23 protein-coding genes, 1 other RNA gene and 1 pseudogene are annotated in these 26,456 nt (G+C 40.4%); 1 reads left to right on the forward strand and 24 read right to left on the reverse strand.

Annotation, left to right across the window (positions count from 1 at the left end):
• Nucleotides 1-224 precede the first annotated feature (224 nt).
• The 19 genes from NQ095_RS05010 to NQ095_RS05100 all read right to left on the reverse strand — a co-directional run bounded on the left by NQ095_RS05010 (nt 225) and on the right by NQ095_RS05100 (nt 19,943).
• Complete coding sequence (locus NQ095_RS05010) at nt 225-551, reverse strand: four-helix bundle copper-binding protein (protein WP_258262381.1); 327 nt, start codon at nt 549-551, stop codon at nt 225-227.
• Between the two features lie 506 nt (nt 552-1,057).
• Nucleotides 1,058-1,398, reverse strand: a transfer-messenger RNA (tmRNA) gene (gene ssrA, locus NQ095_RS05015).
• A 158-nt stretch (nt 1,399-1,556) separates the two neighbouring features.
• A complete protein-coding gene (gene smpB / locus NQ095_RS05020) occupies nt 1,557-2,027 on the reverse strand; it encodes an SsrA-binding protein SmpB (protein ID WP_044338267.1) in 471 nt (156 codons plus the stop codon).
• Nucleotides 2,028-2,148: 121 nt separating this feature from the next.
• Nucleotides 2,149-4,491 carry a ribonuclease R gene (rnr, locus tag NQ095_RS05025; RefSeq protein WP_258262382.1) on the reverse strand — a complete coding sequence of 781 codons (2,343 nt, stop codon included), beginning with the start codon at nt 4,489-4,491 and terminating at the stop codon, nt 2,149-2,151.
• A gap of 27 nt (nt 4,492-4,518) precedes the next feature.
• Nucleotides 4,519-5,265 (reverse strand): alpha/beta hydrolase, encoded by a 747-nt coding sequence (locus NQ095_RS05030; protein ID WP_258262383.1) that lies wholly within the window; start codon nt 5,263-5,265, stop codon nt 4,519-4,521.
• A gap of 283 nt (nt 5,266-5,548) precedes the next feature.
• Nucleotides 5,549-5,776 (reverse strand): preprotein translocase subunit SecG, encoded by a 228-nt coding sequence (secG, locus tag NQ095_RS05035; RefSeq protein ID WP_060672588.1) that lies wholly within the window; start codon nt 5,774-5,776, stop codon nt 5,549-5,551.
• Between the two features lie 173 nt (nt 5,777-5,949).
• Nucleotides 5,950-7,242 (reverse strand): phosphopyruvate hydratase, encoded by a 1,293-nt coding sequence (gene eno, locus NQ095_RS05040; protein ID WP_034764211.1) that lies wholly within the window; start codon nt 7,240-7,242, stop codon nt 5,950-5,952.
• Nucleotides 7,243-7,255: 13 nt separating this feature from the next.
• Nucleotides 7,256-8,791 carry a 2,3-bisphosphoglycerate-independent phosphoglycerate mutase gene (gpmI, locus tag NQ095_RS05045; protein ID WP_258262384.1) on the reverse strand — a complete coding sequence of 512 codons (1,536 nt, stop codon included), beginning with the start codon at nt 8,789-8,791 and terminating at the stop codon, nt 7,256-7,258.
• A complete protein-coding gene (gene tpiA / locus NQ095_RS05050) occupies nt 8,784-9,548 on the reverse strand; it encodes a triose-phosphate isomerase (RefSeq protein WP_258262385.1) in 765 nt (254 codons plus the stop codon). Before tpiA ends, gpmI begins: the two co-directional genes overlap by 8 nt.
• Nucleotides 9,549-9,608: 60 nt before the next feature.
• Nucleotides 9,609-10,793, reverse strand: coding sequence for a phosphoglycerate kinase (locus tag NQ095_RS05055; RefSeq protein WP_258262386.1), 1,185 nt, complete (start codon nt 10,791-10,793; stop codon nt 9,609-9,611).
• A gap of 182 nt (nt 10,794-10,975) precedes the next feature.
• Complete coding sequence (gene gap / locus NQ095_RS05060) at nt 10,976-11,983, reverse strand: type I glyceraldehyde-3-phosphate dehydrogenase (RefSeq protein ID WP_258262387.1); 1,008 nt, start codon at nt 11,981-11,983, stop codon at nt 10,976-10,978.
• Between the two features lie 55 nt (nt 11,984-12,038).
• Nucleotides 12,039-13,058, reverse strand: a complete 1,020-nt coding sequence (locus NQ095_RS05065) for a sugar-binding transcriptional regulator (RefSeq protein WP_258262388.1) — start codon at nt 13,056-13,058, stop codon at nt 12,039-12,041.
• 149 nt (nt 13,059-13,207) lie between these two features.
• A complete protein-coding gene (locus NQ095_RS05070; RefSeq protein ID WP_258262389.1) occupies nt 13,208-13,453 on the reverse strand; it encodes a glutaredoxin family protein in 246 nt (81 codons plus the stop codon).
• Between the two features lie 136 nt (nt 13,454-13,589).
• Complete coding sequence (gene rpoN / locus NQ095_RS05075; RefSeq protein ID WP_258262390.1) at nt 13,590-14,930, reverse strand: RNA polymerase factor sigma-54; 1,341 nt, start codon at nt 14,928-14,930, stop codon at nt 13,590-13,592.
• A 417-nt stretch (nt 14,931-15,347) separates the two neighbouring features.
• A complete protein-coding gene (locus NQ095_RS05080) occupies nt 15,348-16,187 on the reverse strand; it encodes a tyrosine-type recombinase/integrase (RefSeq protein WP_258262391.1) in 840 nt (279 codons plus the stop codon).
• A gap of 13 nt (nt 16,188-16,200) precedes the next feature.
• Nucleotides 16,201-17,091 carry a tyrosine-type recombinase/integrase gene (locus tag NQ095_RS05085; protein WP_258262392.1) on the reverse strand — a complete coding sequence of 297 codons (891 nt, stop codon included), beginning with the start codon at nt 17,089-17,091 and terminating at the stop codon, nt 16,201-16,203.
• A gap of 16 nt (nt 17,092-17,107) precedes the next feature.
• Complete coding sequence (locus NQ095_RS05090; protein ID WP_258262393.1) at nt 17,108-17,941, reverse strand: tyrosine-type recombinase/integrase; 834 nt, start codon at nt 17,939-17,941, stop codon at nt 17,108-17,110.
• A 5-nt stretch (nt 17,942-17,946) separates the two neighbouring features.
• A complete protein-coding gene (locus NQ095_RS05095; protein WP_258262394.1) occupies nt 17,947-18,840 on the reverse strand; it encodes a tyrosine-type recombinase/integrase in 894 nt (297 codons plus the stop codon).
• Between the two features lie 656 nt (nt 18,841-19,496).
• Nucleotides 19,497-19,943, reverse strand: coding sequence for an SgcJ/EcaC family oxidoreductase (locus tag NQ095_RS05100; RefSeq protein WP_258262395.1), 447 nt, complete (start codon nt 19,941-19,943; stop codon nt 19,497-19,499).
• Nucleotides 19,944-20,412: 469 nt separating this feature from the next.
• Between NQ095_RS05100 and NQ095_RS05105 the strand changes: the two are divergent.
• Nucleotides 20,413-21,647, forward strand: a pseudogene (locus NQ095_RS05105) (IS110 family RNA-guided transposase).
• A 364-nt stretch (nt 21,648-22,011) separates the two neighbouring features.
• On the opposite strand, the gene NQ095_RS05110 reads toward NQ095_RS05105, so the two are convergent.
• From NQ095_RS05110 to NQ095_RS05130, 5 genes are all read right to left on the reverse strand, one after another.
• Nucleotides 22,012-22,671, reverse strand: coding sequence for a hypothetical protein (locus tag NQ095_RS05110; RefSeq protein WP_258262396.1), 660 nt, complete (start codon nt 22,669-22,671; stop codon nt 22,012-22,014).
• 86 nt (nt 22,672-22,757) lie between these two features.
• On the reverse strand, nt 22,758-23,273 hold the full coding sequence (locus tag NQ095_RS05115) for a hypothetical protein (protein ID WP_258262397.1): 516 nt from the start codon (nt 23,271-23,273) through the stop codon (nt 22,758-22,760).
• Between the two features lie 681 nt (nt 23,274-23,954).
• Complete coding sequence (locus NQ095_RS05120) at nt 23,955-24,590, reverse strand: hypothetical protein (protein WP_258262398.1); 636 nt, start codon at nt 24,588-24,590, stop codon at nt 23,955-23,957.
• Between the two features lie 190 nt (nt 24,591-24,780).
• Nucleotides 24,781-25,800 carry a DUF4179 domain-containing protein gene (locus NQ095_RS05125; protein ID WP_258262399.1) on the reverse strand — a complete coding sequence of 340 codons (1,020 nt, stop codon included), beginning with the start codon at nt 25,798-25,800 and terminating at the stop codon, nt 24,781-24,783.
• Nucleotides 25,784-26,320 carry a sigma-70 family RNA polymerase sigma factor gene (locus NQ095_RS05130; RefSeq protein WP_309137614.1) on the reverse strand — a complete coding sequence of 179 codons (537 nt, stop codon included), beginning with the start codon at nt 26,318-26,320 and terminating at the stop codon, nt 25,784-25,786. Before NQ095_RS05130 ends, NQ095_RS05125 begins: the two co-directional genes overlap by 17 nt.
• Nucleotides 26,321-26,456 lie beyond the last annotated feature (136 nt).

Genomic DNA, 26,456 nt, shown 5'->3' on the forward strand with positions numbered 1-26,456 from the left:
ACGTTTACATTTGTAATCGATTTATATTTATAGTTTACAACTGTAATCGATTTTAGTCAACAGATTGAGTTGGGTATATGTAAAAAAGATCTTTTGCTCAGGTACTGTGTCTTTATTCTGTACCACTGGTGGTTTTCTATAAACTCTGGCAAAAAAAAATGATCCCGTTAAAGGATCATCTCTTAGGTTTATTTAACTGGTGATCACTTGCTCAAGTGTGCATGTTAGGCGATTTTTTTACACTCTTCTGCACAGTTAAAGCAGGCATCCGCACATTTTTGACAATGATCATGATCATGCTTCTTACATTCTTCCCCGCATGTTTCACATATCTTCGCACACACCTGGGCGAGTTCAGCCGCAAATGGTGTCCCTCTCACTAAGGACTGTTCTAAGTATGCACACATATCCGCACATTCACGATCTAACCGGATGCATCCTTTCATCATGTTGATATCTTCTTCTTTTAAGCAGGAATCATAACAGTGGTTACAAGCTTCCATGCACGCATGCAGTGCTTTGATGGCAGATTGATACTTTTCATGTGACATTTTTTCATTCCTCCCATTAATTTGGTTATTGGATACACTTTTACTATATCCCGTTAAAATGCGTTTAAACGGATTTAGGTTATTTTATATCTAAAACCAATCCCAAACACCAAAAAGCCATGTTCCTTTTAAAACAGGAACATGGCTAACTTAATTAAAAAATAGGAAAGGAGTATCAATAAAACCCCAAATAAAAAACCACCAAATATGTATTTGGTGGAGACGGTGGGACGTGCACTTCCATGCTTTCGACATGGCACTGACTATATCTTGAACCTTGTAGTTTCAGGTCCTTTGGCGTATTATGCGAAATATAAATTTATCTGTTCTCAGATAGGATTCCGCATCCTAGTACTACCGATCTTCGGCAGCCTATAAGTCGATACACGGCTGTTGGATTGCTCCACATACCGCTCGGCATTGCCTTATCACACTGGGTGTGACTTAGGTTTCACCGATAAAGCCAAATTTTCACTTATGTGTTACCACACAAGGCGACTATGAACTAATCGAACCCACGTCCAGAAACATCGCCACTTAAGCGTCTACGAGCGTAGTCGATATATTCGCAAGTTCGCTACAGCTTCTGCCTATCGACGGGCGTCCGTGCAGCTAGTCTGATTGGTCTCTTCCTTTGTCCTCAGACGGTGGACTCCGGCGTAGCCTACTAAGAGTGAGTCCCTTACCCTACCACATAGGCGATGGAGGGAGGAACAGCTAAAGCGCTATTACGCTGCTAAAGCTAGGTTATTGTTAGTTTTGCCAGTTATTATTGGCTTTGGCGTTTTAACGTAGACGACCCCTACGGCTCGCGACCTAAGCTCGAACTATCCCTGTCGAATCCGTAACGTCCCCATGATAGAAAGGGAAGAACGGGAAAGAATAAGTTCAGCGTGTAAGTCACTTATTCAATTGTTCTTACTGCCGCTTGATTTCCTTGCGACATATACTAGTATAACAAATCCTGAGATAATTGCAAATGCCAGATTCCGGAAATCTGTAGTATTACATTCCTTTTTGGCGCTGAGCCAGTTCCCTTTGGATGGAACGGTTCGCTTCTTTACGTTTCAAGTCTTCACGTTTATCATACTTCTTCTTACCGCGTGCCAGCCCGATCAGAAGCTTCGCTACACCATTCTTGATGTATAGCTTCAGTGGAACGATTGAATACCCGGCTTCTTTTGAATCACCGATCAGTTTGTTGATTTGCTTCTTATGAAGCAGCAGCTTACGTGTTCTAAGCGGCTCATGATTAAAACGATTTCCCTGTTCATATGGACTGATATGCATATTATGAACGAAGATTTCTCCATTTTGAACACGGGCAAAAGAATCCTTCAAGTTCACACGACCGCCCCGGATCGCTTTGATTTCTGTCCCTTGCAGCACAAGACCCGCCTCATATGTTTCTTCTACGGCATAGTCATGACGTGCTTTCTTATTTTGGGCAATAAGCTTGCCTTCTCCCTTTGGCATTGGAATCCCCCTAGTCATCTCCATCAGTTTACTCATTATTATCTCATATTTCCAAGAAAAATTGTATCGTTACACTCTGAAGAGAAAAGGAGCAAAGGATGTCCCGTTGCTCCTGAACCTGTTACTTCTTCTTTTTGCGTTTGCTTCTCGGTGCATTTTCAAAATGCTTTTTATTTGTTTTTTTCTTTTTATTATTTTTTGGTGGACGCGTTGACCATTCCCCGTCCTTTTTACCGGAAGAAGAACGATTCGATTTCCCTCGGTTTGATTTTCCTTGATCTGACGAAATCGAACGGACACGGCCTTCGCGCTCTTTGCGCTTCCCTTTCATGCCAACGATTTCGAAATCAATGGCACGCTCATCTTTATTGACGCTTACGACACGAACCGTGATTTCATCACCAATCCGGAATACATTGGCAGTCCTTTCACCGATCATGGCAAGATGGCGTTCATCAAACCGGTAGTAATCGTCCGTCATATAGCTTACATGGACAAGACCCTCAATGGTATTCGGCAATTCGACGAACAGTCCGAAATTCGTAACGGAGCTGATGATGCCGTCGTATTCCTCTCCCACTTTGTCTTCCATGTACTCTGCTTTTTTCAGTTCATCGGTTTCACGCTCTGCGTCCACTGCACGGCGCTCACGGCTTGATGTGTGTTCCGCGATATGACCCATTTGCGCACCCCATTTTTCACGGGTGGCCTGATCGATTTTCCCTTCAATCAAATAAGTTCTGATCAAACGGTGAACGATCAAGTCAGGATAACGACGGATCGGGGATGTGAAATGAGTATAGAACTCAGTCGCAAGTCCGAAGTGACCAAGGCTTTCAGGATCGTATTTCGCCTGTTGCATGGAACGAAGCATCATCGTCGAAACGACCATTTCTTCCGGCTCACCCTGTACGTCTTCGACTATTTCCTGAAGGGCACGAGGATGGATGCTGTTGGCTGTTCCTTTCACGATCAACCCGAAATTAGTGATGAACTCGAAGAAGCGCTGAAGCTTATCTTCTTTCGGATCTTCATGGATACGGTAGATGAATGGCACTTCCATCCAGTGGAAATGTTCAGCAACCGTCTCATTGGCCACCAGCATGAATTCTTCGATCAGCTTCTCTGCCACTGAACGCTCACGAAGGACGACTTCCGTCGGTTCCCCTTCTTCATTCACCAATACTTTCGCTTCTTTGAAATCAAAGTCGATGGCCCCGCGCTTCATCCGCTTGGTACGTAGAACCTGAGCCAGGTCCTCCATCTCCTCGAACATCGGCACCAAAGGCTCATATTTTGTGCGGAGCGCTTCATCTTTATCGACCAGAATCTTATTAACGTCAGAATAGGTCATCCGTTCTGTCGTCTTAATGACACTCTGGAAGATTTCATGTTTGACGACATCGCCTTCAGGTGAAATTTCCATATCACATGATAACGTTAAACGGTCAACCTTTGGATTTAGGGAACAAATCCCGTTGGATAACCGATGCGGAATCATCGGGATGACCCGGTCTACGAGATAGACCGACGTCCCTCTATCAAATGCTTCCTGATCGATCGGGGAGCTCTCTTTGACATAGTACGTTACGTCTGCGATATGTACCCCAAGCTTGTAATTCCCGTTATCCAGTTTCGTCACTGTTACGGCATCATCCAGATCCTTGGCATCTGCGCCATCGATCGTGACGATGGTCTGATCGCGGAGATCTTTCCGGTTTGGAATTTCCGATTCGTCGATTTCACTCGGCACCTTATTCGCCTGATCCATGACCTCTTCAGGAAATTCAACGTCAATCCCGTGCTTATGGATGATCGACAGAATATCGACTCCAGGATCATTTTTATGACCGAGGATTTCGATGACTTCCCCTTCAGCACTCTTGCGTCCCTCAGGATAAGAAGTCAGCTTTACGACGACCTTATGTCCTTCAGCTGCCCCCATTTGCGCAGATTTCGGGATGAAGATGTCGCTTGCAAACTTTTTATCATCAGGAATGACAAAACCGAAATGCTTGCTTTCCGTGAACGTACCGACCATCTGATCGACGCCGCGTTCGACAATGCGGACGACGGTCCCTTCTCTTCTTGAACCTGAAGAAGAGGTGGAAACTCTTACTAATACAATATCGCCATGCATGGCGTTATTCGTTTCATTAGGAGGGATGAAGATATCGTCCATTCCGGATTCTTCCGGTATCACAAACGCAAATCCTTTTGCATGAGCGGATACTTTCCCTCTTACCAGATTCATTTTCTCAGGCAGGCCGTAGCGATTGCTTCTTGTGCGTACGACAAGCCCCTTTTCTTCCATTACGACAAGTGCTTTGACAAAATCCTTGAAATTCGTGGACCCTTCAATTCCGAATGCTTCTTCAAGCTCCTGCACCGTCAATGGTTTGTATGCTTCTTCCTTCATATAAGAAAGGAGCCTATCCACATGCACTTTAATATTTTCGTCCATGACAATCCCTCCTGATCATCGAATTCATCAAACCGTCCAATCCAATTTCTCCAAGAAATCGTAGACGTCTTCATGAAGCTGTTCTTTTTCTTTATCCAATGTAATGACATGACCGGACTCTTCGTACCACTTGATCTCTTTCTCATCCGACTCTACGTTGTCGTAAATGATATTTGCAGAATCCGTATTGATCATATGATCATGCCTTGCCTGTATGACGAACGTCGGTGAATAGATCATGTCCACGTTTTCACGTACGTCTGCAATCAATTCCTGCAGGGACTTCAGAGTATTCATAGGCGTTTTCTTAAACTCTTCTATTTCTTTTTCAATTTGGTCTTCCGGTTTTCCTTCAAACTTTTTAAATTCACGGGCGTAATCGACAACCCCTTTATACATTACGTCTTCACTTTTTATATACATTGGCGCACACATAGGGACAATACCCTTTACAGGTACAGTGTAACCTAATTTGAGAGAAAATACCCCTCCAAGAGAAAGGCCGGCAACCGCAATCTCCCCGTATCCCTTACTCTTTAAATGCTCATAGCCTTCCATGACATCCTTCCACCAATCTTCAGGCCCTGTATGGACTAATTCTTCCGGTGGAACACCGTGTCCTTTATAGTGGGGGGCGTGTGATGAATAGCCCTTCTTTTCCAAGAAGCGTCCAAGCATCCGGACGTCTGCTGAATTTCCCGTGAATCCGTGAAGCAGCAATACAGCTCTCGGACCTGCTTCGAATGTAAATGGTTTTGGTAATACGGTTTTCATCTTTATGACTCCTTTTATCTCATTTTAAACAGGCTGAACTCTTGATTTAACAAGCTCCATTTATGTTTAAATGATGTTGTTATGTAATCTGATTATTAGTGGATTTTAGTATAAACAAACGTTTGATTAGTATCGAAGAAGCTTGCTATTACAGGCTTCGTTCCACTAAACGATCGTTTAGACCACTCTTCTTCTCTATTTTTAGCAAACATTGGACAGACAATCCAATATTTCGCTTGTAAATAAAAAAACCTGACCTTTAATGATCAGGTTTTTGTTCGTATTAGATAGCTACGATGGCGATGGTTAGTACGAAGAATAGTACCGATAATACGATTGTGATTCTGTGCAGTACTAAGTCAATACCACGCGCTTTTTGTTTCCCGAAAAGTTGTTCTGCACCACCAGAGATGGCCCCTGAAAGTCCAGCACTTTTACCTGATTGAAGTAATACAAGAGCAATAAGTGCTATGGATACGATAATAAGTAAAGTGACGAGTATTGTGTGCATGAGTCCCACCTCCTGATACGAACATAACATTACTATTAGTTTACCATAGGGAAGATGGACTGGACAAGGTAATATTGATTGAATTGTGGAAAGAGTTGGTACGGGGTAAGAATGTCTGTCAAATCAAAAAAACAGCCCCGTCCTTAGACGGGGCTGCCTCTCTTCAATCGCTATTAGCGATTAACGTTATAGAATGTTTTCGCTCCAAGATATTGAGCTGTGTGAGCCAATTGATCTTCGATGCGAAGAAGTTGGTTGTATTTTGCTACGCGGTCTGTACGTGATGGAGCACCTGTCTTGATTTGACCAGCGTTTGTTGCAACAGCGATGTCAGCGATAGTGCTGTCTTCTGTTTCACCAGAACGGTGAGAGATGACTGCTGTGTAACCAGCGCGCTTCGCCATTTCGATCGCGTCGAATGTTTCAGTCAGTGTACCGATTTGGTTCACTTTGATCAGAATCGAGTTACCGATACCTTGCTCGATACCTTGAGAAAGCTTAGTCGTGTTTGTAACGAATAGGTCATCCCCTACTAATTGAACTTTGTTACCGATGCGGTCAGTCAGTAGTTTGAAACCATCCCAGTCGTTTTCGTCAAGACCGTCTTCGATTGAGATGATCGGGTATTTGTTACACATTTCTTCGTACCAATCAACCATTTCTGCTGACGTACGAACGACGCCTTCTCCAGAAAGATGGTATTTACCGTCTTCTTTGTTGTAGATTTCAGAAGCTGCTACGTCCATTGCAAGAAGAACTTCTTCTCCTGGCTTGTAACCAGCTTTTTCGATGGCTTCGATGATGGTAGAAAGTGCTTCTTCATTTGATTTAAGGTTTGGAGCGAATCCACCTTCGTCACCAACTGCAGTGTTGTAACCTTTTGATTTAAGAACTGATTTCAGGCTGTGGAAGATTTCAGCACCCATGCGAAGTCCTTCTTTGAATGTAGGAGCTCCTACAGGCATAACCATGAATTCCTGGATGTCCACGTTGTTATCAGCGTGCTCTCCACCATTAACAATGTTCATCATTGGTACTGGAAGCTGCTTCGCGTTGAATCCACCAAGGTATTGGTATAATTCCACTCCGAAGAAGTCAGCAGCTGCACGAGCAACAGCCATGGACACACCAAGGATTGCGTTGGCACCTAACTTACCTTTGTTTTCTGTACCGTCAAGAGCGATCATCGCCTGGTCGATTGCTACTTGTTCAGTAACATCGTAACCGATGATTTCTTCAGCGATTTCATTGTTTACGTTATCGACTGCTTTTTGTACCCCTTTACCAAGGTAGCGGTCTTTTTCTCCGTCACGAAGTTCTACTGCTTCGTATTCACCAGTTGATGCTCCAGATGGAACAAGGGCGCGTCCGAAAGCACCTGATTGTGTGTAAACTTCTACTTCGATTGTTGGGTTACCGCGTGAATCCAATACTTCACGAGCATATACGTCTGTAATAAATGGCATTTAGAATCTCTCCTTATTTTTTAATTAATGATTTTCCAGTCATTTCGTCTGGTTGATTTACATTCAATAGATCTAACATGGTCGGTGCAAGGTCGCCGAGTTTCCCACCGTCATGAAGCTCAATTCCTTCTTTTGTCACGATGACAGGAACCGGGTTCGTGGTGTGGGCCGTCATTGGTTTGCCTTCTTCCGTCACCACTTCATCAGCATTCCCATGGTCTGCCGTGATGATGGCTGTACCGCCTTTTTCCGTGATGAGATCGATGATCTTCCCTAGACATTCATCCACTGTTTCAATTGCTTTGATCGTTGGCTCAAGCTTACCTGAGTGACCTACCATATCAGGGTTGGCAAAGTTCAGGATAATCGCATCCTGACGGTCTTCACGAATCTCTTCAAGTAATGCATCCGTCACTTCATATGCACTCATTTCAGGCTTCAAGTCATACGTTGCCACTTTAGGAGAATCAATCAGGATCCGTTTTTCACCAGGGAATTCCTCTTCACGACCACCGCTCATAAAGAACGTGACATGAGGGTATTTCTCTGTTTCAGCGATACGCAATTGCTTCAGTCCGTTTTGTGAAAGGACTTCGCCAAGGGTGTTATCAAGGTTTGTCGGTTTGAATGCAACAAAGCCGTCAACCGTTTCACTGAATCTTGTCAGGCAGACAAAGTGAAGATCTTTAGGGAACTTGTCCCCGCGATCGAATGAACGGAAATCTGCATTCGCAAATGTATTCGAGATTTGGATGGCACGGTCCGGACGGAAGTTGTAGAAAATGACTGCATCTTCGTCTTTGATCGTCGCGACCGGCTCTCCGTTTTCTTTTGTAATGACAGATGGAATCACGAACTCATCATGGATTCCATTTTCATACGAATCGTTTACAAGTTCGATTGGATCCTGATAGCTTGGGCCTTCACCATATACCATTGCACGGTAGGATTTCTCCACTCGTTCCCAACGATTATCGCGGTCCATTGAATAGTAACGACCTGAAATCGTTGCGAATTGTCCGACGCCGATTTCCTTCATTTTTGCTTCCGCGTCTTCAATATACTTCTTCGCCGTTTGAGGGCCGACGTCTCGACCGTCAAGGAAGGCATGGACATAAACATCTTTCATTCCTTCTTTGGCCGCTAAACCTAAGAGGGCATAAAGATGCTCGATATGGCTGTGCACTCCGCCATCCGAAAGCAGTCCGAAGATATGAAGATTTGTTCCTTTTTCTTTTGCGTGATTGATGGCATCCAGGAACGTGGCATTCTGTTCGAATTCCCCTTCACGGATGGCCAGGTTCACACGCGTCAAGCTTTGGTACACGATACGTCCTGCACCGATATTCAAGTGACCCACTTCTGAGTTCCCCATTTGACCTTCAGGGAGTCCCACCGCTTCGCCACATGCAGTCAGTTGATTATGTGGATATTGATTCCACAGGCGGTCAAAGTTCGGCTTGTTTGCCTGAGCGACCGCATTTCCTTCTTTCACATCACGGAAGGCAAAGCCGTCCAGGATGATTAATGCTACTGGTGACTTACTCATTGTTACTAGCACCTTCTAACAATTGCAGGAAGCTTTGTGGTTCAAGGCTTGCTCCACCTACAAGGGCACCATCGATATCAGATTGAGCCATGTATTCCTTGATGTTGGCAGGCTTCACACTACCACCGTATTGGATTCGCACGGCGTCTGCCGCTGTTTCAGAGAATTCCCCTGCAACCACTTGACGGATGTGGGAACATACTTCGTTCGCGTCTTCCGCTGTAGAAGATTTACCTGTACCGATTGCCCAGATTGGCTCATAAGCAATGACGGTTTGTTTCACTTGATCTTCAGAAAGACCTGCAAGTGCTTTTTTCACTTGATTTCCGACAAGATCCTTCGTTTCATTGTTTTCACGTTGTTCAAGGGTTTCACCTACACAAACGATCGGCGTTAATCCGTGTTTGAATGCAGCAAGAGTCTTCTTGTTCACTGACTCGTCTGTTTCATTGAACATTTCACGACGCTCTGAGTGTCCAAGGATGACATATTGGACGCCTAAGTCAGAAAGGGCTACAGGACTCACTTCTCCTGTGAATGCTCCGTTCTCTTCAAAGTGCATGTTTTGAGCACCAACAGCCACTTTTGAATCTTTCGTCAAGCTCACCAGGCTTTCTAAAAATAAGGCTGGTGAACAAATGACAGAATCGACCACTTCTTGATCCGGCACGAGTCCTTTTACTTCTTCAGTAAAGGATTTAGCTTCTCCAAGCGTTTTGTTCATTTTCCAGTTACCTGCAATAATCGGTTTACGCATAGTCCTCATCCTTTCTGGTTTTAAATCGTTTCTAAAAAATTGTTGGTCTTTGAGAAGCGATTATTTATCGTTTAGAGCCACTACTCCCGGAAGTTCTTTTCCTTCCATGAATTCGAGTGATGCTCCACCACCTGTAGAAATATGACTCATCTTATCAGCATAGCCAAACTTTTCAACGGCTGCTGCAGAGTCACCGCCACCGATAACAGAATATGTATCTGTTGCATCGGCTAACGCCTCCGCTACGGCTTTCGTTCCGTTTGCAAATGTTTCTAATTCGAATACACCCATCGGTCCATTCCAGATGACAAGCTTAGAATCTTTAATCGTATCCTGGAATAACGCTCTCGTCTTAGGTCCGATATCAAGTGCTTCCCAATCAGAAGGGATCGAATCGATATCCACTTCTTTCGTATTTGCATCATTTGAGAAGTCATCAGCAACGACTACATCAACAGGCATAAGGAATTTAACGCCTTTTTCTTCTGCTTTTTTCATGAATTGCTTCGCTAAATCAATTTTATCTTCTTCAAGAAGGGATTTCCCTACTTCATGGCCTTGGGCTTTCACGAATGTGTAAGCAAGCCCTCCACCGATGATCAGGTTGTCCACTTTATCTAACAGGTTGTCGATGACACCGATTTTGTCTTTCACTTTCGCTCCACCGACGATGGCTGTGAATGGGCGTTCAGGGTTGGATAGGGCTTTTCCTAATACGTCAAGCTCTTTCTCCATCAGAAGTCCTGCTACTGCCGGAAGATGTTTCGCGACTCCTTCAGTGGATGCATGCGCACGGTGAGCAGCACCGAATGCATCGTTCACATAAAGGTCAGCTAACGCTGCAAATTCTTTCGCAAGCTCAGGGTCATTCTTCGTTTCCCCAGGGTAGAAGCGAACGTTTTCAAGTACAAGAACGTCACCTTCAGACATGTCGCCGATCTTTGATTGAACAGCATCACCATACGCTTCGTCTGCTTTAGCTACGTTTTTCCCGAGAAGTTCGGAAAGTCTTTCAGCCACAGGTGTCAAGCGCAGTTCTTCCACCACTTCACCTTTCGGACGGCCTAAGTGACTAGCCAGAATGACCTTTGCTCCGCCGTCTACTAGATACTTGATCGTAGGGAGAGCAGCTTGAATACGGGTTTCATCTGTGATTTTGCCTTCTGACATCGGTACATTGAAGTCCACACGGCAAAATACGCGTTTCCCTCGTACATCGACATCTTTAATCGACTTTTTGTTCATCGTAAAAGGCCTCCTTTGGTTTTCAATTTCTACATCTTTTTCAAAAAAATAGAAACAACAATAAGAAAAGGGAGAGGGGAATCTTCCCCGCTCCCCTTCATCACATCTTCATTATAGATGGTGGGACAAAATTTATCCATCAATCACCATGCTAATGATGTCAATTTACAAAACTTTATAAATTATAGTCCTTTTGAAGCGATATAACCAGCTAAGTCTACGACACGGTTAGAGTATCCGCTCTCGTTGTCATACCAAGAGATGACTTTCACCATGTTGTCTTCTAGAACCATTGTAGAAAGTGCATCGATTGTAGAAGAAGCAGGGCTGCCGTTATAGTCAGTTGATACTAAAGGCTCTTCGCTGTAAGCAAGGATTCCTTTAAGATCGCCTTCAGCAGCTTCTTTAAGAGCTGCGTTCACATCTTCAGCCGTTACGTTCTTATCAAGTTCAGCAACTAAGTCTACTAGAGAAACGTTAGGAGTCGGAACACGAACCGCTCCACCGTTCAGTTTCCCTTTAAGCTCAGGCAGAACTAGGGATACAGCTTTCGCAGCACCTGTAGTTGTTGGAATCATGTTCTCAGCAGCTGCACGTGCACGACGGTAATCTTTATGTGGTAAGTCTAAGATTTGTTGGTCGTTTGTGTAAGAGTGGATCGTTGTCATCATTCCACGCTTGATGCCGAATTTATCGTTAAGAACTTTCGCGAATGGCGCTAAGCAGTTTGTCGTACAAGATGCGTTAGAGATAACGTCGTGGCTAGCCGCGTCGTATTTATCTTCATTAACACCCATAACCACTGTGATGTCTTCATCAGATGCAGGAGCAGAGATGATGACTTTCTTCGCACCAGCTTCGATGTGTTTCGCTGCGTCAGCACGCTTTGTGAAGCGTCCAGTAGATTCAACAACGATATTTACACCAAGATCTCCCCAACCAAGTTGAGCAGGATCGCGCTCAGCCAATACTTTTACTTTCTTGCCGCCAACTACAAGGTAGTCACCGTCAACAGTTACTTTCTCTTGAAGAGTTCCGTGAACTGTATCATATTGTAAAAGGTGAGCAAGCATGTTTGCATCAGTTAAGTCATTAACTGCTACTACCTCTACATCGTTATTTTTAAGTGCAGCACGGAATACATTACGTCCGATACGTCCAAATCCGTTAATACCAATTTTTGTTGCCATGAATAATTTCCTCCTTTAGATAGTTAAGGATGATTTTTTTATATTTCAAAAGGGCTTACCCTTTTAAAAGCTCTCTCGCTGCTCCTTCATCCGTGATGAGCACGGTTTTATGAGGAGCACTCTTCATATACGCCCGAATCGCTTTCGCCTTCGAGCTGCCGCCAGCGACGGCGATGACGTTCTCGATGTGACTTAAATCTTCTAATTGCAGGCCGATCGTTGGCACCTTATGTACCACTTCACCCGCTTCGTTAAAATAATAACCAAATGCTTCCCCGACGGCATGCCCCCTGGTGATTTTCTCAAAATCTTCGTCCGTGGTCTTTCGTCTTTCAGCCATTGTAATAGCATCTCCAATACCGTGAAGAACCATGTTAGCCGATTTGATCAGATTCAGGACCTCTTTGATCATCGGCTCTTTCAAGAAGGATTTGTATACTTCTTTACTAACCTGATCCGGTACATATAAAACACGATGTCGCGTTCTCGTATGCTCGGCCATTTTGGAACATATGGTATTGGCCTGGTTTTTAACGTCTTCTCCGATTCCACCCCGAGCAGGAACAAACAGGGTATCGTCTGAAAAATCAGGCGTCAGCCCTTCTGCCACGGCTGCCATCGTCGAGCCTCCAGTCACAGCGATGATAGTATTTCCCTTAAGTCGGCGTTTCATACTGGAAGCTGATGCACGCCCTAATTCTTCTTTTACCCAAGGAGACTCATCACTATTCCCAGGAACAATTACAATTTGATTAAGATTTAGTAACGTTTTTAATTCCTGTTCCATTACGTTGATTCCTGAAATCTCTCTCATCATGCTTTCAAGGTTTTCTAAAAGCTTGGTGCCTTCCTCCGTCATGATCATGCCAGAGGTTTTGATATCAATGAGATCTTGATTATTCAGGAACTCCACTTCGCTTCTCAGTACGCGTTCGGTCAGGCCCATATTCTGAGCAAGACTTCTGCGTCCGACAGGCTGCATGAAACGGATGGAACGAAGAATTTGATGCCTTTTTTGCATAACTTCAAGCAGGTCAGGTAATAATCGCTTTTGTATGTCAATTAAAGATTCCATAGTTAAAAGCTCCTTCAAATGGAGTGCACAGATGAGATGGACCTAAAAAGTCCCACATAGACATATTATGTCCCACTGCCTCCAAAAAAAATTCATCCCTGCTTTCAAGATTCATTTTATCAGGGTATGAATCGTAATTCAACTAGAAACTATCGGGTTTTTTCATGTAAACGCTTGCTGAGCGTAAAATAATCAATCTGCCCATACTGAAGGATTTCCCCGTCCAGTTCCACGACCGGGATCATGAGTCCAAAACGTTCGGTGAGGTCATCGCTTTTATCAATATCCTCTTCTTTAATGGAAAAGCCCATCTCATCCTGAATCAGTTTCAGAGTGATTTTTGCGTCTTCGCACAGTCCGCATTGGTTTCGTGTATAAAAAATCACTTGCTTCATATTGTTGCCTCGCTTTGTTTAGTTGTAGGTAGCGTAAGGTTGGTTTGTTATCCTTGTACCAGGTATAAAATAGCTTCGGTGTACCTGGTACAAACTAACCATTTTGTACCAGGTACAGTCTCCATGCAAAAATCCTCTATTCATACCTCTTCCTCATCGTAGAAGAAGTGATTCCCATTTGATCCCGGTACTTGGCAATGGTCCTTCTGGAAACATCATACCCTTTATCTAATAGTAGATTCACAATCTTCTGGTCTGAGAGAGGCTTTTTCTTGTCTTCTTCGTCTATCAGCTTTTGAAGCTCGTTTTTCACAGTCCTGGCAGATGCCGCTTCCGAGTCCTCAAGTCTGACCGATTTGATCGCCGAGGTAAAAAAATACTTCAACTCGAAGATCCCATAAGGGGTTTGCATATATTTCCCTTTCACGGCGCGGCTGATCGTCGATTCATGAACATCGATTTCATCCGCCACCTGCTTCAGGGTCAGAGGCTGGATTGCAGATGGCCCTTCCAGAAAGAACGACTTCTGCTTCTCAGCAAGCATCTTCCCCACTTTCAGGATCGTCTGTTTTCTCTGTCGTAAACTTTGCAGGAGCCACTGGAAATCCTGCTCCTTCTCTTGAAGATAGGTTTGGACTTCCTTATCAGGATGATGTTTCAAGTAATCAGTGTACTCTTCATTATAAGTGACGTTCACGGTAGTTCCATCATATAACGATACGGCCACGGTATGCCCGTCGATCACGTTCACCACAAGCTCAGGAATAATGTATTCAGCAATATGCTGTGAGTATTTCGATCCTGGCCTCGGGTTGCACTGCTGGATGAAATCAGCAGCCTGCTGGATGTCTTTCAGTTCAACCCCAAGATCCTTGGTGATCGACTTCCACTTCTTTTCGGCAAAAGCATGAAAATGATTGTTTACGATCTTCGTCACCAGAGGGGGGACATCGGCTTTTCTCTGCAACTGAAGGGAAATGCATTCCTGCAGGGATCTCGCCCCTACCCCAGCCGGTTCCAACTCCTGAATCCACTTAATATAGTTTTCCAGTTGAGCCCATTCCAAACCATGTTTTTGAATGAAGGATTGCTCCTCCATTCTTAAATAACCGTTGTCATCCAAGCTGCATATTAATTCATCAAGTATTTTCCGATCGAAAGAAGTAAGCGATTTCAAATTCATTTGAACAGATAACGCATCCGCAAGGGATCTCGTTGGCACGGAAACATATTCATACCAATCAACCATATGATCGGGATTTCCGGAATTTCGTTTATACGTATAAGGTTCTCGTTGATAGAGGGAGTCTTGTTTAGGCGGTTCTACTTGTATAAGGGGATTCTCTAATTGCTTAGCTTCTAAATAAGCATTCAGTTCCATCGTAGAATATTGGAGGATCGTGATGGCTTGAGAAAGCTGTTGAGTCATTTGAAGTTTGAGTTGTTGATTTTGAAAAAGCCCTGCTTTCAAATTCATGATTACTAACCTCCCATTTATCTATTCTACAATAAAATTGGTGGTTCGTTAATGGGAATTTTCTGGGTAAGGTGTGGTAGAATGAAAAACGCCAAGGTTCCCTCCCTATCAAGGATCCTTGGCGTTCTTCATTTATTTAGTTAATTGCGTTAATTACTATTTCACGCAAACCTTCTATTCTCCGGATAATGTACTATTCATGGCTTCTTAAATTATTTTCATCCACTTTTACTCTAATCATACTTTACCCTATCCCCATTCAAATATGTACAATTATCGTATTTTTATTCAAAATATAGTGGTGAATTTGAGAGCCTTGAACTAGTTTATTTTAATCTTATTGATGTGTAAATTACTTCACTCACTTTGGATACTTAACAAAAAAAGAAAACTGAAGGATCAAATTTTTAGTTTTCTTTACATCCACTCATCGTACATCATTTTTCGAGCATGGCTATATAGCCTTGCATATATTTGAGTCTGATAAGGGCTGATATGGCCTAAGAGGACCTGAATACATTCTATTGGCATACCTTTTTGTGCTAAGTGTGCAGCAAACGTATGACGTAAGGTATGTGGTGTAAGTCGAATCCCTAAATTTTTTTCATAAGTTTCAAATTTTGATTGGATACTTCGTTTTACAACTGGGCCACTGCTAGTTGCGTTTGTAAATACGTAAGGAAGATCATCTTTACGTTGGTGAAGATATATCTTTAAATGCTCGGCACACATATTTGTAAATAATACAATTCTCCCCTTTTTCCGTTTGCCATTCTCTATATTTATCAATCGCTCCGACCAATTGATATTTTCTTTCCTCAAGCTTATTAACTCTCCTAATCGAATCCCAGTTGAATACAGAACTTCAATAATCGCTCGTTCTTTTGTATTTCCTTCAACCATTTTTCTCAATTGCATTAATTGCTCTACTTGTAAATAATGGGGGAGTGAGTCTTCTAATTCTAGTAAAGATATTGCTACTGCTGGGTTGCTTGAAATCAACCCTTCTTCTGCACAATATTTGTAGAAAAGTTTAATTCCGAACAATTTTGAATTTATTGTGGCTGGTTTATAATCGTTATCATCTAGATAGTTTATCCAGTTCCTTATTTCTTTCGTTGATACTTCATTAAATACCTTCTCGCAGTGATTAAAAAGTTGTCTAACAGCTTTTTGGTAAAGATCTATCGTTTTTTCATTTAAACGAAAACTGTATTCTAAAATAAAATTTTGAATACATTCCTCAGAGCTAATCATTATGAAACCTCCTTCAACCCATATATTTCCTATAAAGACTGATGATCTCTCTCTTTGGTAGTCTGGCGTAAATTTGAGTGGTACTTAAATTAGAATGTCCCAATTCGTCACTAATAAAAGAAAGATCTGCCCCCTTAGCTAAAAGTTCTGTTGCAAAAGTATGACGTAATCGGTGAGGATGCAGTTTTGTAGGTAGGTTTGCCATCTCTCCTACATTATTTAGAAGTTGTTGAATCATCCGAATACTCAAACGTTTAGTAGTTGTACTTGAAACAAAAAAAGCAGAAGTTGTTGCCTCTTTTTCCCTTATTAATAAATATTCTTCAAAGAGGACTGCACACTTATCAGTGAAATGGACGTAACGAATCTTCTTACCCTTCCCCATCACTTTCGCTGTTCTATTAGGTAAATCGATGTCCTTCAAATTTAGTCCATGAACTTCGCTTACCCTACACCCTGAGGTAAGCATAAACTCAATTAATGCTTGGTTTCTTATAGAAATGGATTCACTCTGTTGACGTGTTTTAGCTATTTCTTCCTTCTCTAAATATTTGGGTACGGGTTGTGGTAATCTTGGATACCATCTACTCTTCATGGGGGAACGTTTCAAAAGTTCTTCTTTTAAGCAAAAAGTAAAAAAGGAGGATAATATGCTAAATCGCAACTGAAGAGTAGTTTCTTTCACGTGAATTTGATGATCTCTAAACCAGTGCAAGATGGTTTCTGATGAGATAGAAAAAAATGGTTCGTTCATATCTCCAAAGAAACGCTCTAAGAAACGGCGATATTGAATAACAGTACCTCTACTACAGTGAGACAGTTTTAAACTTAGCAAGAAATCATTAACTGTCTCCTGGTTTACTCTTATTGTAAGCGTTTTAGTTAATTCCCAGTATTTATCCATGAACATCTTCTCCTTATTAAGTCTGGAACCTGTCATATTGTTTTTTCCTTGCTGTTTCCATTAAACGTGTGTACATACGTGTACTGTTAATATTTACGTGACCAAGTAACTCTTGGATGTAGAGTTGTGGCATATTTTTTTCAGCAAGATGTGCTGCAAAAGTATGTCGTAAAGTATGAGGACTTACTTTGAAACCCAGCGTTGTAGAAAATTCTCTGAATCGCTGTTGTACAAATTGCCTACTCAATTTCCCTCCCCTACTATTGGAAAATAAAAATTCGCTCTTAATACCCCGATTTAAATGGTAAAGTTTGATTCTCTCTGTACATTCGTGTGTAAAAAGAACAAAGCGCTCCTTATTTCCTTTCCCCTTACGAATCCATATTTGCCTCGTTTCCCATTTAACATCTTCAGTTGCAATCTGTAAGAGTTCACTTATTCTCACTCCTGTTGCGTACAGGGTTTCTACTATTGCTCTGTCTCTAAGGTTACCCCTCGTCAATTCTTGAAGCAAAACTAACTGTCTTTTACTCAAATAATATGGGAGTGAGTCATCAATTTGAGGAGATTGAATTGTTAATGTGGGATCCTTAATTACTTTATTTTCTTCTATACAATATCGATAAAAAGATTTTACTCCGGCTAGCTTTGTGTGTATGGTTCTTTGCTTAAGGCCCTCATCCTCCATAGCTGCTAACCAGGACCTAATATCTGTTGCTTTTACTTCATCAAAACTCTTATTACAGAAAGTAAAGAGTTGTTGAAGAGTGATTGTGTAGCTATGGATAGTAGCCGGACTGAAACGGGTTTTATAATCATTAAAAAAAGCTGTTTGCACTTCGAAATCCATAGTAATTACCCCATTTTATTTTGATAGGCTTGTATCATATCTTCAGTTGGAATACGCGCATAGATTCTTGTGGTATTTAAGTTTTCATGCCCCATTTCAGCTGCAATAAATTCGAGAGGAGCCCCCCTTAACACCATGTTATAAGCAAAAGTATGACGGCAGCAATGTGGATGCAGAATATATGGAAGACTTGCTTTTTCACCTAACCTTTTTGTTACTTCATAAATCCCATCACCCTGAAGTGGCCTCCCAGTTCGAGTTACAAACAATGGATCTGTTTTTTTAAAGTGTCTCATTCCTAAATATTCTTTTAAAATAAGTGCACACTCTTCTGAGAAATGGATATGTCGAATCCGTTTCCCTTTCCCTTTTACTTTTGCGGTTCTTCTATCAATATCGATATCTTGAATAGTTAACTGTGATACCTCCGATCGCCTACATCCAGAAGAAAACAGAAACAAAACAAGTGCTCGATCCCTAATTGACAAGCCTTCAGTTACTAATTTTACTTGAGCAAATTCTTGCTCATTTAGATATTTTGGTAGAGATTCTGGCACCTTTGGTCGCCAACGTTTTTTTATGACAATCTCTTTTAAATAATCTTCTGCAACACAGAATTTAAAGAAAGATGATAGAGTAGATATGAAAAGGGTGATAGTTTTTGTTTTTTTATTTTGGGAGTATTCATTTAATTGTCTTAAAACCTCATTCGATGTCAGTCTTTCTAAAGGTGTGGGACACATGATGAAGAATTGTTCTAACAACTTTCGATATGTTTCAATGGTTCTCTCAGCTTTGTTTGCCAACTTTAAACTAAGCAAATATTCGTTTAATATTACTCGGGAGGCATCTGAAACTTTTTCATTGATACTCTGCCAATATTTATTTGAATCTCCCATTCTTTCAACCTCCCTCCAGTAAAAAAATTTTAATAATACTATTATCTACAGAAACAATGGTTTTATACCTCATAGAGTGAAGTTATTAATTACTATTGGATGTAAAGAGGTAGGATCTAATTCTCCCAGAAATAATAGGGCGGTAGTTGCGTTTAGGGACCTTAATCAAATATATTTCTATAAACTGAAGTTAGGGATGAAATCTATTCGCATAGTTCTTTCTGAACATAAAAACTTCCCCTTTACTGGATAATCCTTCTAAATACCATGTATAGAAGGATTATCCAGTAAAGGGGAAGTAAAGTGCCCTTTGTATCTGTATAATATTATGCTTTCACACAAAAATAAAAGACATCATACCTCATAGAACTACCTGTTCTATTAAATTCCTGTTAGATTATAAACTTATTAGTTTAGACACCCCAACCCCATTGATAAATATACTTTTTAATTCAGCAAGGTCGGATACAACCCAGTCTGGATGTAGGTCATCAGCATCCCATATACGATTATTGGACTTCCAGATTGTTCTCATTCCTAATTTACGAGGACCAATATTTCATTAATTGGATTATCTCCTGTGTATGTATACTCGAAACCAAGATTTGATACGCATAAAACTTCAAATAAGCATCAAAGAAAAGTGCTCTTTTTCCCTATAATTGTTCTCTCAGTTCATTTGTCATTTGTTTCACTAACTCAGGTCTCCCATGAAATTGAGCAGGGGTATTTTGGAATAATACAACTTTCCATACATCATCTATTAACTCTAGCACTATTGTGTGATGAGTATTTACGTCTGGCTTTTTATCAGAGTCACCAGGTGGAATCATGCCGGCAATGGCTCTGAGCATGGCAACCCTATCTCCGATAAACTTAATTTCTTTAACCTTTGTAACGTAAGGAGCAGTGAGATGATCTCTAAAGATCGGCTCTAGATGGGCAACAATTTCTTCTGGTCCCTTTGATATACTTCCGTCAAACCCTATACTCTCGCCTGATTTAGAAAATAGACTAGCCATCCCTTGTGCATTACGCTCATTCCAAGACGAGATCAATTGTTTATAAACACCTTTAAATATTTCTTCATAATTCTCTTCCATGCAAATCCTCCCTTTTAATTCAATACAATTATTATTTCACGTAAGGAATCCATTCTAAACTTTTATTGAGGTTCTTTCTTTAAATAATGAAATTAAGAAACATTCCTTATGCGTCTTAAGAATACTTATCTCGCAGCTGAGTCTTCAAGTATCCTGCCCCTTCGTATTAAAAAAGGGGAATAGCCGGATCAACTTGCTGATCTACAGTTATTGCCCCCGTTCGTATTATAAGGTCAGCCAGATATTTCTGGTTGACCATTTTTTATATCGATATATGATTACGGTAGTCGGGGTAGAACGGAAGCCCCCGTGGGACTTGATCTCGTCCATTAAACTGTTCGTCCCCTACTTGTAGAAACATGATTGAGGCTGGTTGGGACCAGGATCCCGTATAACAAGCGAAGCTATGAAACTGCAAGATGGATTTAGGGGTTACCGGCAAGTATATTCATAAGGAGGAGATCTTAGAATGAATCCAGTCGTTGGTCTGGATGTCTCTAAAGGAGAAAGCCAAGTTCAAGCATTCTTGGAAAAAGGAAAGCCTCACCGAAAGAGTTTCAGTATCCCCCACACTATAGAAGGACTTGATTGTCTCGTAGAGTATCTTGAGGAAATAAGGGCTCTTATGGGATTAGACCTCCGGTCGTATTAGAATCTACAGGTCACTTTCACCTTCCAGTCGTCCAATATTTGGAGGAGCGTGATTATCTATTAATTATTGTTAATCCCCTTGTCTCCTATAGAGCCAAAAGTTCAAATTTACGGAAGGTAAAAACTGATGTGATTGATGCCTATCACCTATGTGAGCTGTATTATAAGGAGGAGTTAGAGCCCTACAAAAGAGAGGAATCCAACTCTTGAACCTTCGGAATGTCACATGGCAACATGAGAATATCACAGAACTTCATGTACAGGCTAAATTACAATTCCAATCACTACTTGATCAAGTTTTTCCGGAATATAAAGGGGTTTTTGGCAGCTTATATTCAGTGGTATCACTACTGACGTTAAAGGAATACCCTTCTTCAGAGGATATTTTAAGGACGGAAGAGGAAGAGCTTTCTGATAAGATAGCTGAATTATGTAAGTCTCGATCTAAAGCATGGGCAAAAGAAAAAGCTACTGAATTGAAAGAGGCGGCAAAGCGTAATCGAATTCAAAAAACACTTTATCAAAGCCATATCTTGAGCATGAACATGTATATTCATATGCTTCTACAGTATAAAGAGCATCTATCAAAGTTGGCAGCTGAAATAGACGCTCTCGCAAAAGAAGTAGAAGAATATGAACTTATAAAATCAATCCCTGGAATCGGAGAAAAAATCGCGGCAACGATTATCTCTGAAATCGGGGAGATTGAACGGTTTAGTCACCCCAAAAAGCTTGTAGCCTTCGCAGGAATTGATCCAAGTGTCTTTGAATCTGGCAAGTTCAGAGCCACGATCAATCGCATAACCAAAAGAGGTTCAAGTCGTCTTCGCCAGGCGTTATTGATGGCGGTGAAGTGTGCCATTCGTGACTGTCGCAAAAAAGAAGATCACCGATGAGGTTATCCCTCGAAACAAAAGGTTAATAGCCTTTTATGATAAGAAACGAGACGAAGGGAAACCTTACAAAGTAGCCGTAATAGCCTGTGTAAACAAACTTTTAAGATGGATCTTTGCCATTTTAACAAGCAAAGAAGTTTTCCAAGATATAGATTAAAAGATAGACTTGTCCACTCAATACAAAACCTTCCATAACAAACATAGTGGAAGGCTGTTTGGTATGCCTAAATTTAGTGTAACATGTTCATTTTGAACTTTTCATTTAAAAATGTTGACAAACTATTAGCTGGTTTAATTGAAGGTGTCAGATGCTTTAAATAGGGTTAATTTAAAGGAATTATCTCCTCAAAAATCACATATGCAAAGGCTTAAAATCATCCTCTGAACTAAGAAGCGTTCCTCCCCCTTTAGAGATTTTGATAATTTTTCCATTTGAGGTACAAGAACCATTTGAATAGGAAATAGCATCTTTTTATAAAAATCGTGACTTTATTTCATTGCTACATTGGATTTGTGGAAAATCACTGTTTATTCCCTCCACCGGCTGCAATTTCTCTGATCAATGTAATAACCGAGTCAAGTGGAACTGCTGTGTTCGGTCCTATTTGGGGATTTTGGATATGATTCGGATTTTGATTTAAGGTAGGCTCTTTTGTGAAAATAGTATTGGCCAACTCTCGCTTTATTTCCTGGATAGCTTCAGGCTCTTCTTGGTAATTAGATAGATAAGGGTTAATTGACTGGATTTTCATTTGTACTCCCCGATTATATCGAGCTTCTCTTTTATGATCCGCAGCTTGTTTGGCTGCATAAGTAACAAATCCACCAAGAGCTAAACTAAGGGCAAGTCTTTTTAAAATATCCGCCCAACTTATCGCTACTTCAACCTCAAAAACCTTCGCTAATACTAAGTCATGAAAAAAGAATGCGTAGACAGAATAAACTATTAAAACACCAAACCCTATTAAGGTTGTTACAGTCCATCCCTTCCTTAATTTTTCTTCTTCATTTGCTGTCTTATGAAACTCTCCGGATATACCCTGGTCCGTAACAAGCTTAAAAAGTTTAATAAATTCGTCTTGCTTTTGTGTCAGGTCTTCCTTGTGGTTAGTTAAATAATCCTCAAAACCTTTAGCCAGTTCATCAAATTCAGAAGTATAATTGTTCTTTTCCTCTTCCAAAATGGATTCTTTGCTACTTTCAAATTCCTTTTGTTGTGCAACAAGATACTCTTCAATGACTTTCTCAAGACCCTCTTTTGTTTTCTTTATATCAGTCTCGTATATTTTTGAATTAGAGTTATTAAGCTTTGAGATTCATCTTTATATTGTTGTATCTTTTCCCCATCTTCCCTAATATTAGATCGATGCTGGCCAAGGGAGCGCTTCACAGAGACTATACTCTCCATGAGACTTTCTAGTTCCTCTGTTGAGTGAGGAACGGCAAACTGGCTAAGTGCTGCAAGTAATGCATCACTTTGATTAACAACGTTTGTTAGATGTCCTCTATTATTATTTGAAATATAGGCATTGATATTTGAGTGAATTTGATTTAGGTTATCGCTTACAGATTTATACGCATTAAAAGGGGTTAGGTATACATCAGAGGAAGCTATTAAACTTTCTACATGCTTGACCAGCAACTTTATACGTTCGATATAATTAAGTGCTTCTGTATCTGTTTCAATTCCTTCTTTGTTTTCCAATTTCTCAACGGCTTCTACACAGTTATTAAGCCTAGTTTGAATATCTAGCTTTTCAAGCCGGTCTATAAAGTAATCCATCTTAACATTCCCCTTCATTGAATGATCCTTTCTAATTATACCAAAAAAAGGAACGAAAACTAAAAAATCCTCCGCTTAATATAAGGGGGGATTTCAAAGAAATATCAAGTTGAAATTAATTTCTCTATCTTCTCTGTTAGTAATAACTACCCTTTACAGTTGGTAAAACCTTTTTAAGGATTCTATATGTTCCTCCACATTACCTCCCGATATTAGAGCACTTTCTGCTTTTTCTACTGCCCTTTTAACAAATCCGGTAAATGAGTGATCTATTTGTAGCTTTGAAATAAACCCTTATATTAGATTAATAAAAAGAAGCCATTTTGAAAAAATACTAATCCAAAGGGCTTCTTCTTCATTAAATTTTAGTTTGGTTTTTATAAAAAAAGGTTAATCAATTCTACCTATGCTTTTCAACATTCGCCCCCGTTTGTTGAACAATGTCTATTTAAAAGTTCAAAGAGAAAGCTGGAGAACAACTGCACGAAAATAAACATTGGATTAAAAGGGCGAATAAATGGCCCCCTAAAAGTAGATATGCGAGTAATACTATACGTAGGTGAAGAGCAACATCCCCTGTGAGGATATGAAATTGACTACCGTAAAATAAATAGGCTTAGAGAATTTTCATTTCTCTAAGCCTTTCGGTGACCCTATCCTAATTACTAATATGATTTGGAATCAATCCCAAACATTACCAATTCCCTCACTAGTTGCTGTAAAGTTGTAAGTATATCGGAATTCAACTTCTGCTTTTGCATTTGTCCCATCGGCCCATCCACTAATGGGTATCGTATACATTTTTTGTTGATCGCCATTAAACGGGTATACATTAAATTTCGTAACAAAGTCATCGTCTGACCATACTCCATCATCTTCATATACCATCACTTCAATCCTTGCCAGTGAAGGAGAAAGGTATTTTGCACCTTGCCAAACACCAGAGAGATTATAAACCGACCAACCAATATTTCCTCCATCTACTGCAGTATACGATTGTGATATGTAATCCCAATTTGTGGTGTTCCATGTACCATTATCAGCATTTGGCCATACTGTATGTGATGGGTCCAGCAATTGCCACCCTGCTGCCCTTTGGATGGTGCTTTGCGTATCACCACTCACTGCAATTCTATTCAAGGTGTCTTTTGACAACCCAATTGTTTCTAAATCTATTACTTGAACAGCTTCATTGTTTTCAGGCATTACGCTAGGCTTAACAGCAATACTCTCCTCCCCTTGTGCGGCTAGAGATGTCATGGAAGTAGAGACAAATAAACCTGTAGCGATTGCAATCGTGCTTAAAGCTTTTTTCATTTCGTTTCCCCCTCTTTATTGTTAAATCCATCTATCAATATACCATTTTATTTACTTAATTGGTAGAATTTATACTAAAATGGGGCATTTTCACTATTTTTGTCGATGTGTTTCATGTTTCATTTTTAAAAATAGAAAAAAAGCTGAAAATCACTATTTAGATTTTCAGCTTTTTCTAAAAGAAATGAATTTAATTTAGTTTTTTTTCTTCTGAATTGTATATTTCTATCTTATAGTTATCGTTTTTAATTTTTTGCTGAATCTGTTCAGTCCCTAAGGAATCGTTGATAACCTTTTCAAGCTCCTTAGCGAAACTTTTTGCTCCATCATCTTCATTGGAAATAGACAAATGCACTAGTATTGTCGGTTCTGGATTTACAGTGAAACCTACAGTTCTTACTTTATATTCTTTTTTTCCTTTTAAATCGCCCTGAATTAAACGTACGATATCAGCCCATCTACTTTCTTGCTTTTTCTTATCTAATTCAACTTTCTTTATATCAAGCGAGATGGATGTTTGGTTTCTCTCGAAAATGCCATTTGCGATTTGTCTAATCTCGTCCGTTCTAGTCTCTGTATCAGAAATAGTTAAAACAAGAGAATTAGGATTATTCATTGACATAATGCTCCACACTTCAATATTTCTTTGTTTTAATTCTTTTCGTAGCTCTGCATCAATCGATTGAAATTTTTCGCTTTCTTTTTGTACATCTTCGTCTTTCATAGGCTCACCTTTTGATACGTTTGTATCACTAGCAACCGTTACTGAATAAGCGTCATATTGTTTGGCATCTAAGATGCTCTGGGCGATACCTGCTACCTTTTTTCGTTTTTGTTCATCGTCTGTAGGGTCTTTTATTTTTATGTTAATTTCTTTATTAATACTCGAGATCTGAATAGAACTTTTATATCCGTTATCTTCAAGTTTTTCAGAAATGAGGTAACCTACATCAGCGTCGGAATAGAATATTTGACCCAATAAAGGGATTTTAGACACAATTTTTGCCATTGTGGGGGAGACTGATGCCGAACCAAGAAAAAGCCCAAACATCAAAACAGCTACACTACAGACATAAGACCATTTTTTTATTCTTAACTTCTTTTCTCTTTTTGCTTTTTGGACCCCAAGTAAAACAGCTTGATTCAATTTCTCTTCAGGTATGTTTATTTGCTCCATCACCTTTTTTACATCTTTAGATAGATTGTCCATTCGGGACACCCCTTTTTAATTCATTTTTTAGTTGATTAAGAGCCCTGCGAATTCTAGTTTTTACTGTTCCCTCCGGACACTTTAAAATGGATGATATTTCTTTTAAGGGTAAGTCTTGTTGATATCTTAAAATGACAACTGTTTTATAGTGGTCATCTAATCGATTAATGGCTTCTACTAAGTCCATGTTATCCTCCAGAGAGGTATCCTCCTCTTCGGGAAAGATGCTAATATCGTCGAACGGGATTACATTCTTCTTCTTTTTTATAAAATCGAGAGCAGAGTTTATCAGTATCCTGGTCAGCCAAGTTGAAAAGTATTCAGGCCTTTTTAATCTCTTAATAGACGTAAAAGCCCTGCATGCGGTCTCCTGAACAATATCGAGGGCATCATCTTCATTCTTCACGTAGAGGTATGCCATACGATAAAGTTTCTCTCTCTCTATTCGAAGTAATTCTTCAAACGCTTTTTCATCTCCGGATTTCGCCTTTTTAATTATTTGTTCAATCAAGATGTTCACCTCTTTTCTAACCGTTAGACTAAAAAAACACGTAAAAAGTTTCATAGGAAACAAAATTATTCTAGAAAGTTTACTACAGGGGGGGTTGGCATACGAGGGGATCCTTGGAGAAATTAAATACAGTATTTTATTTAGT

The sequence above is a fragment of the Rossellomorea sp. SC111 genome, from assembly GCF_024733565.1.
Lineage (GTDB): Bacteria > Bacillota > Bacilli > Bacillales > Bacillaceae_B > Rossellomorea.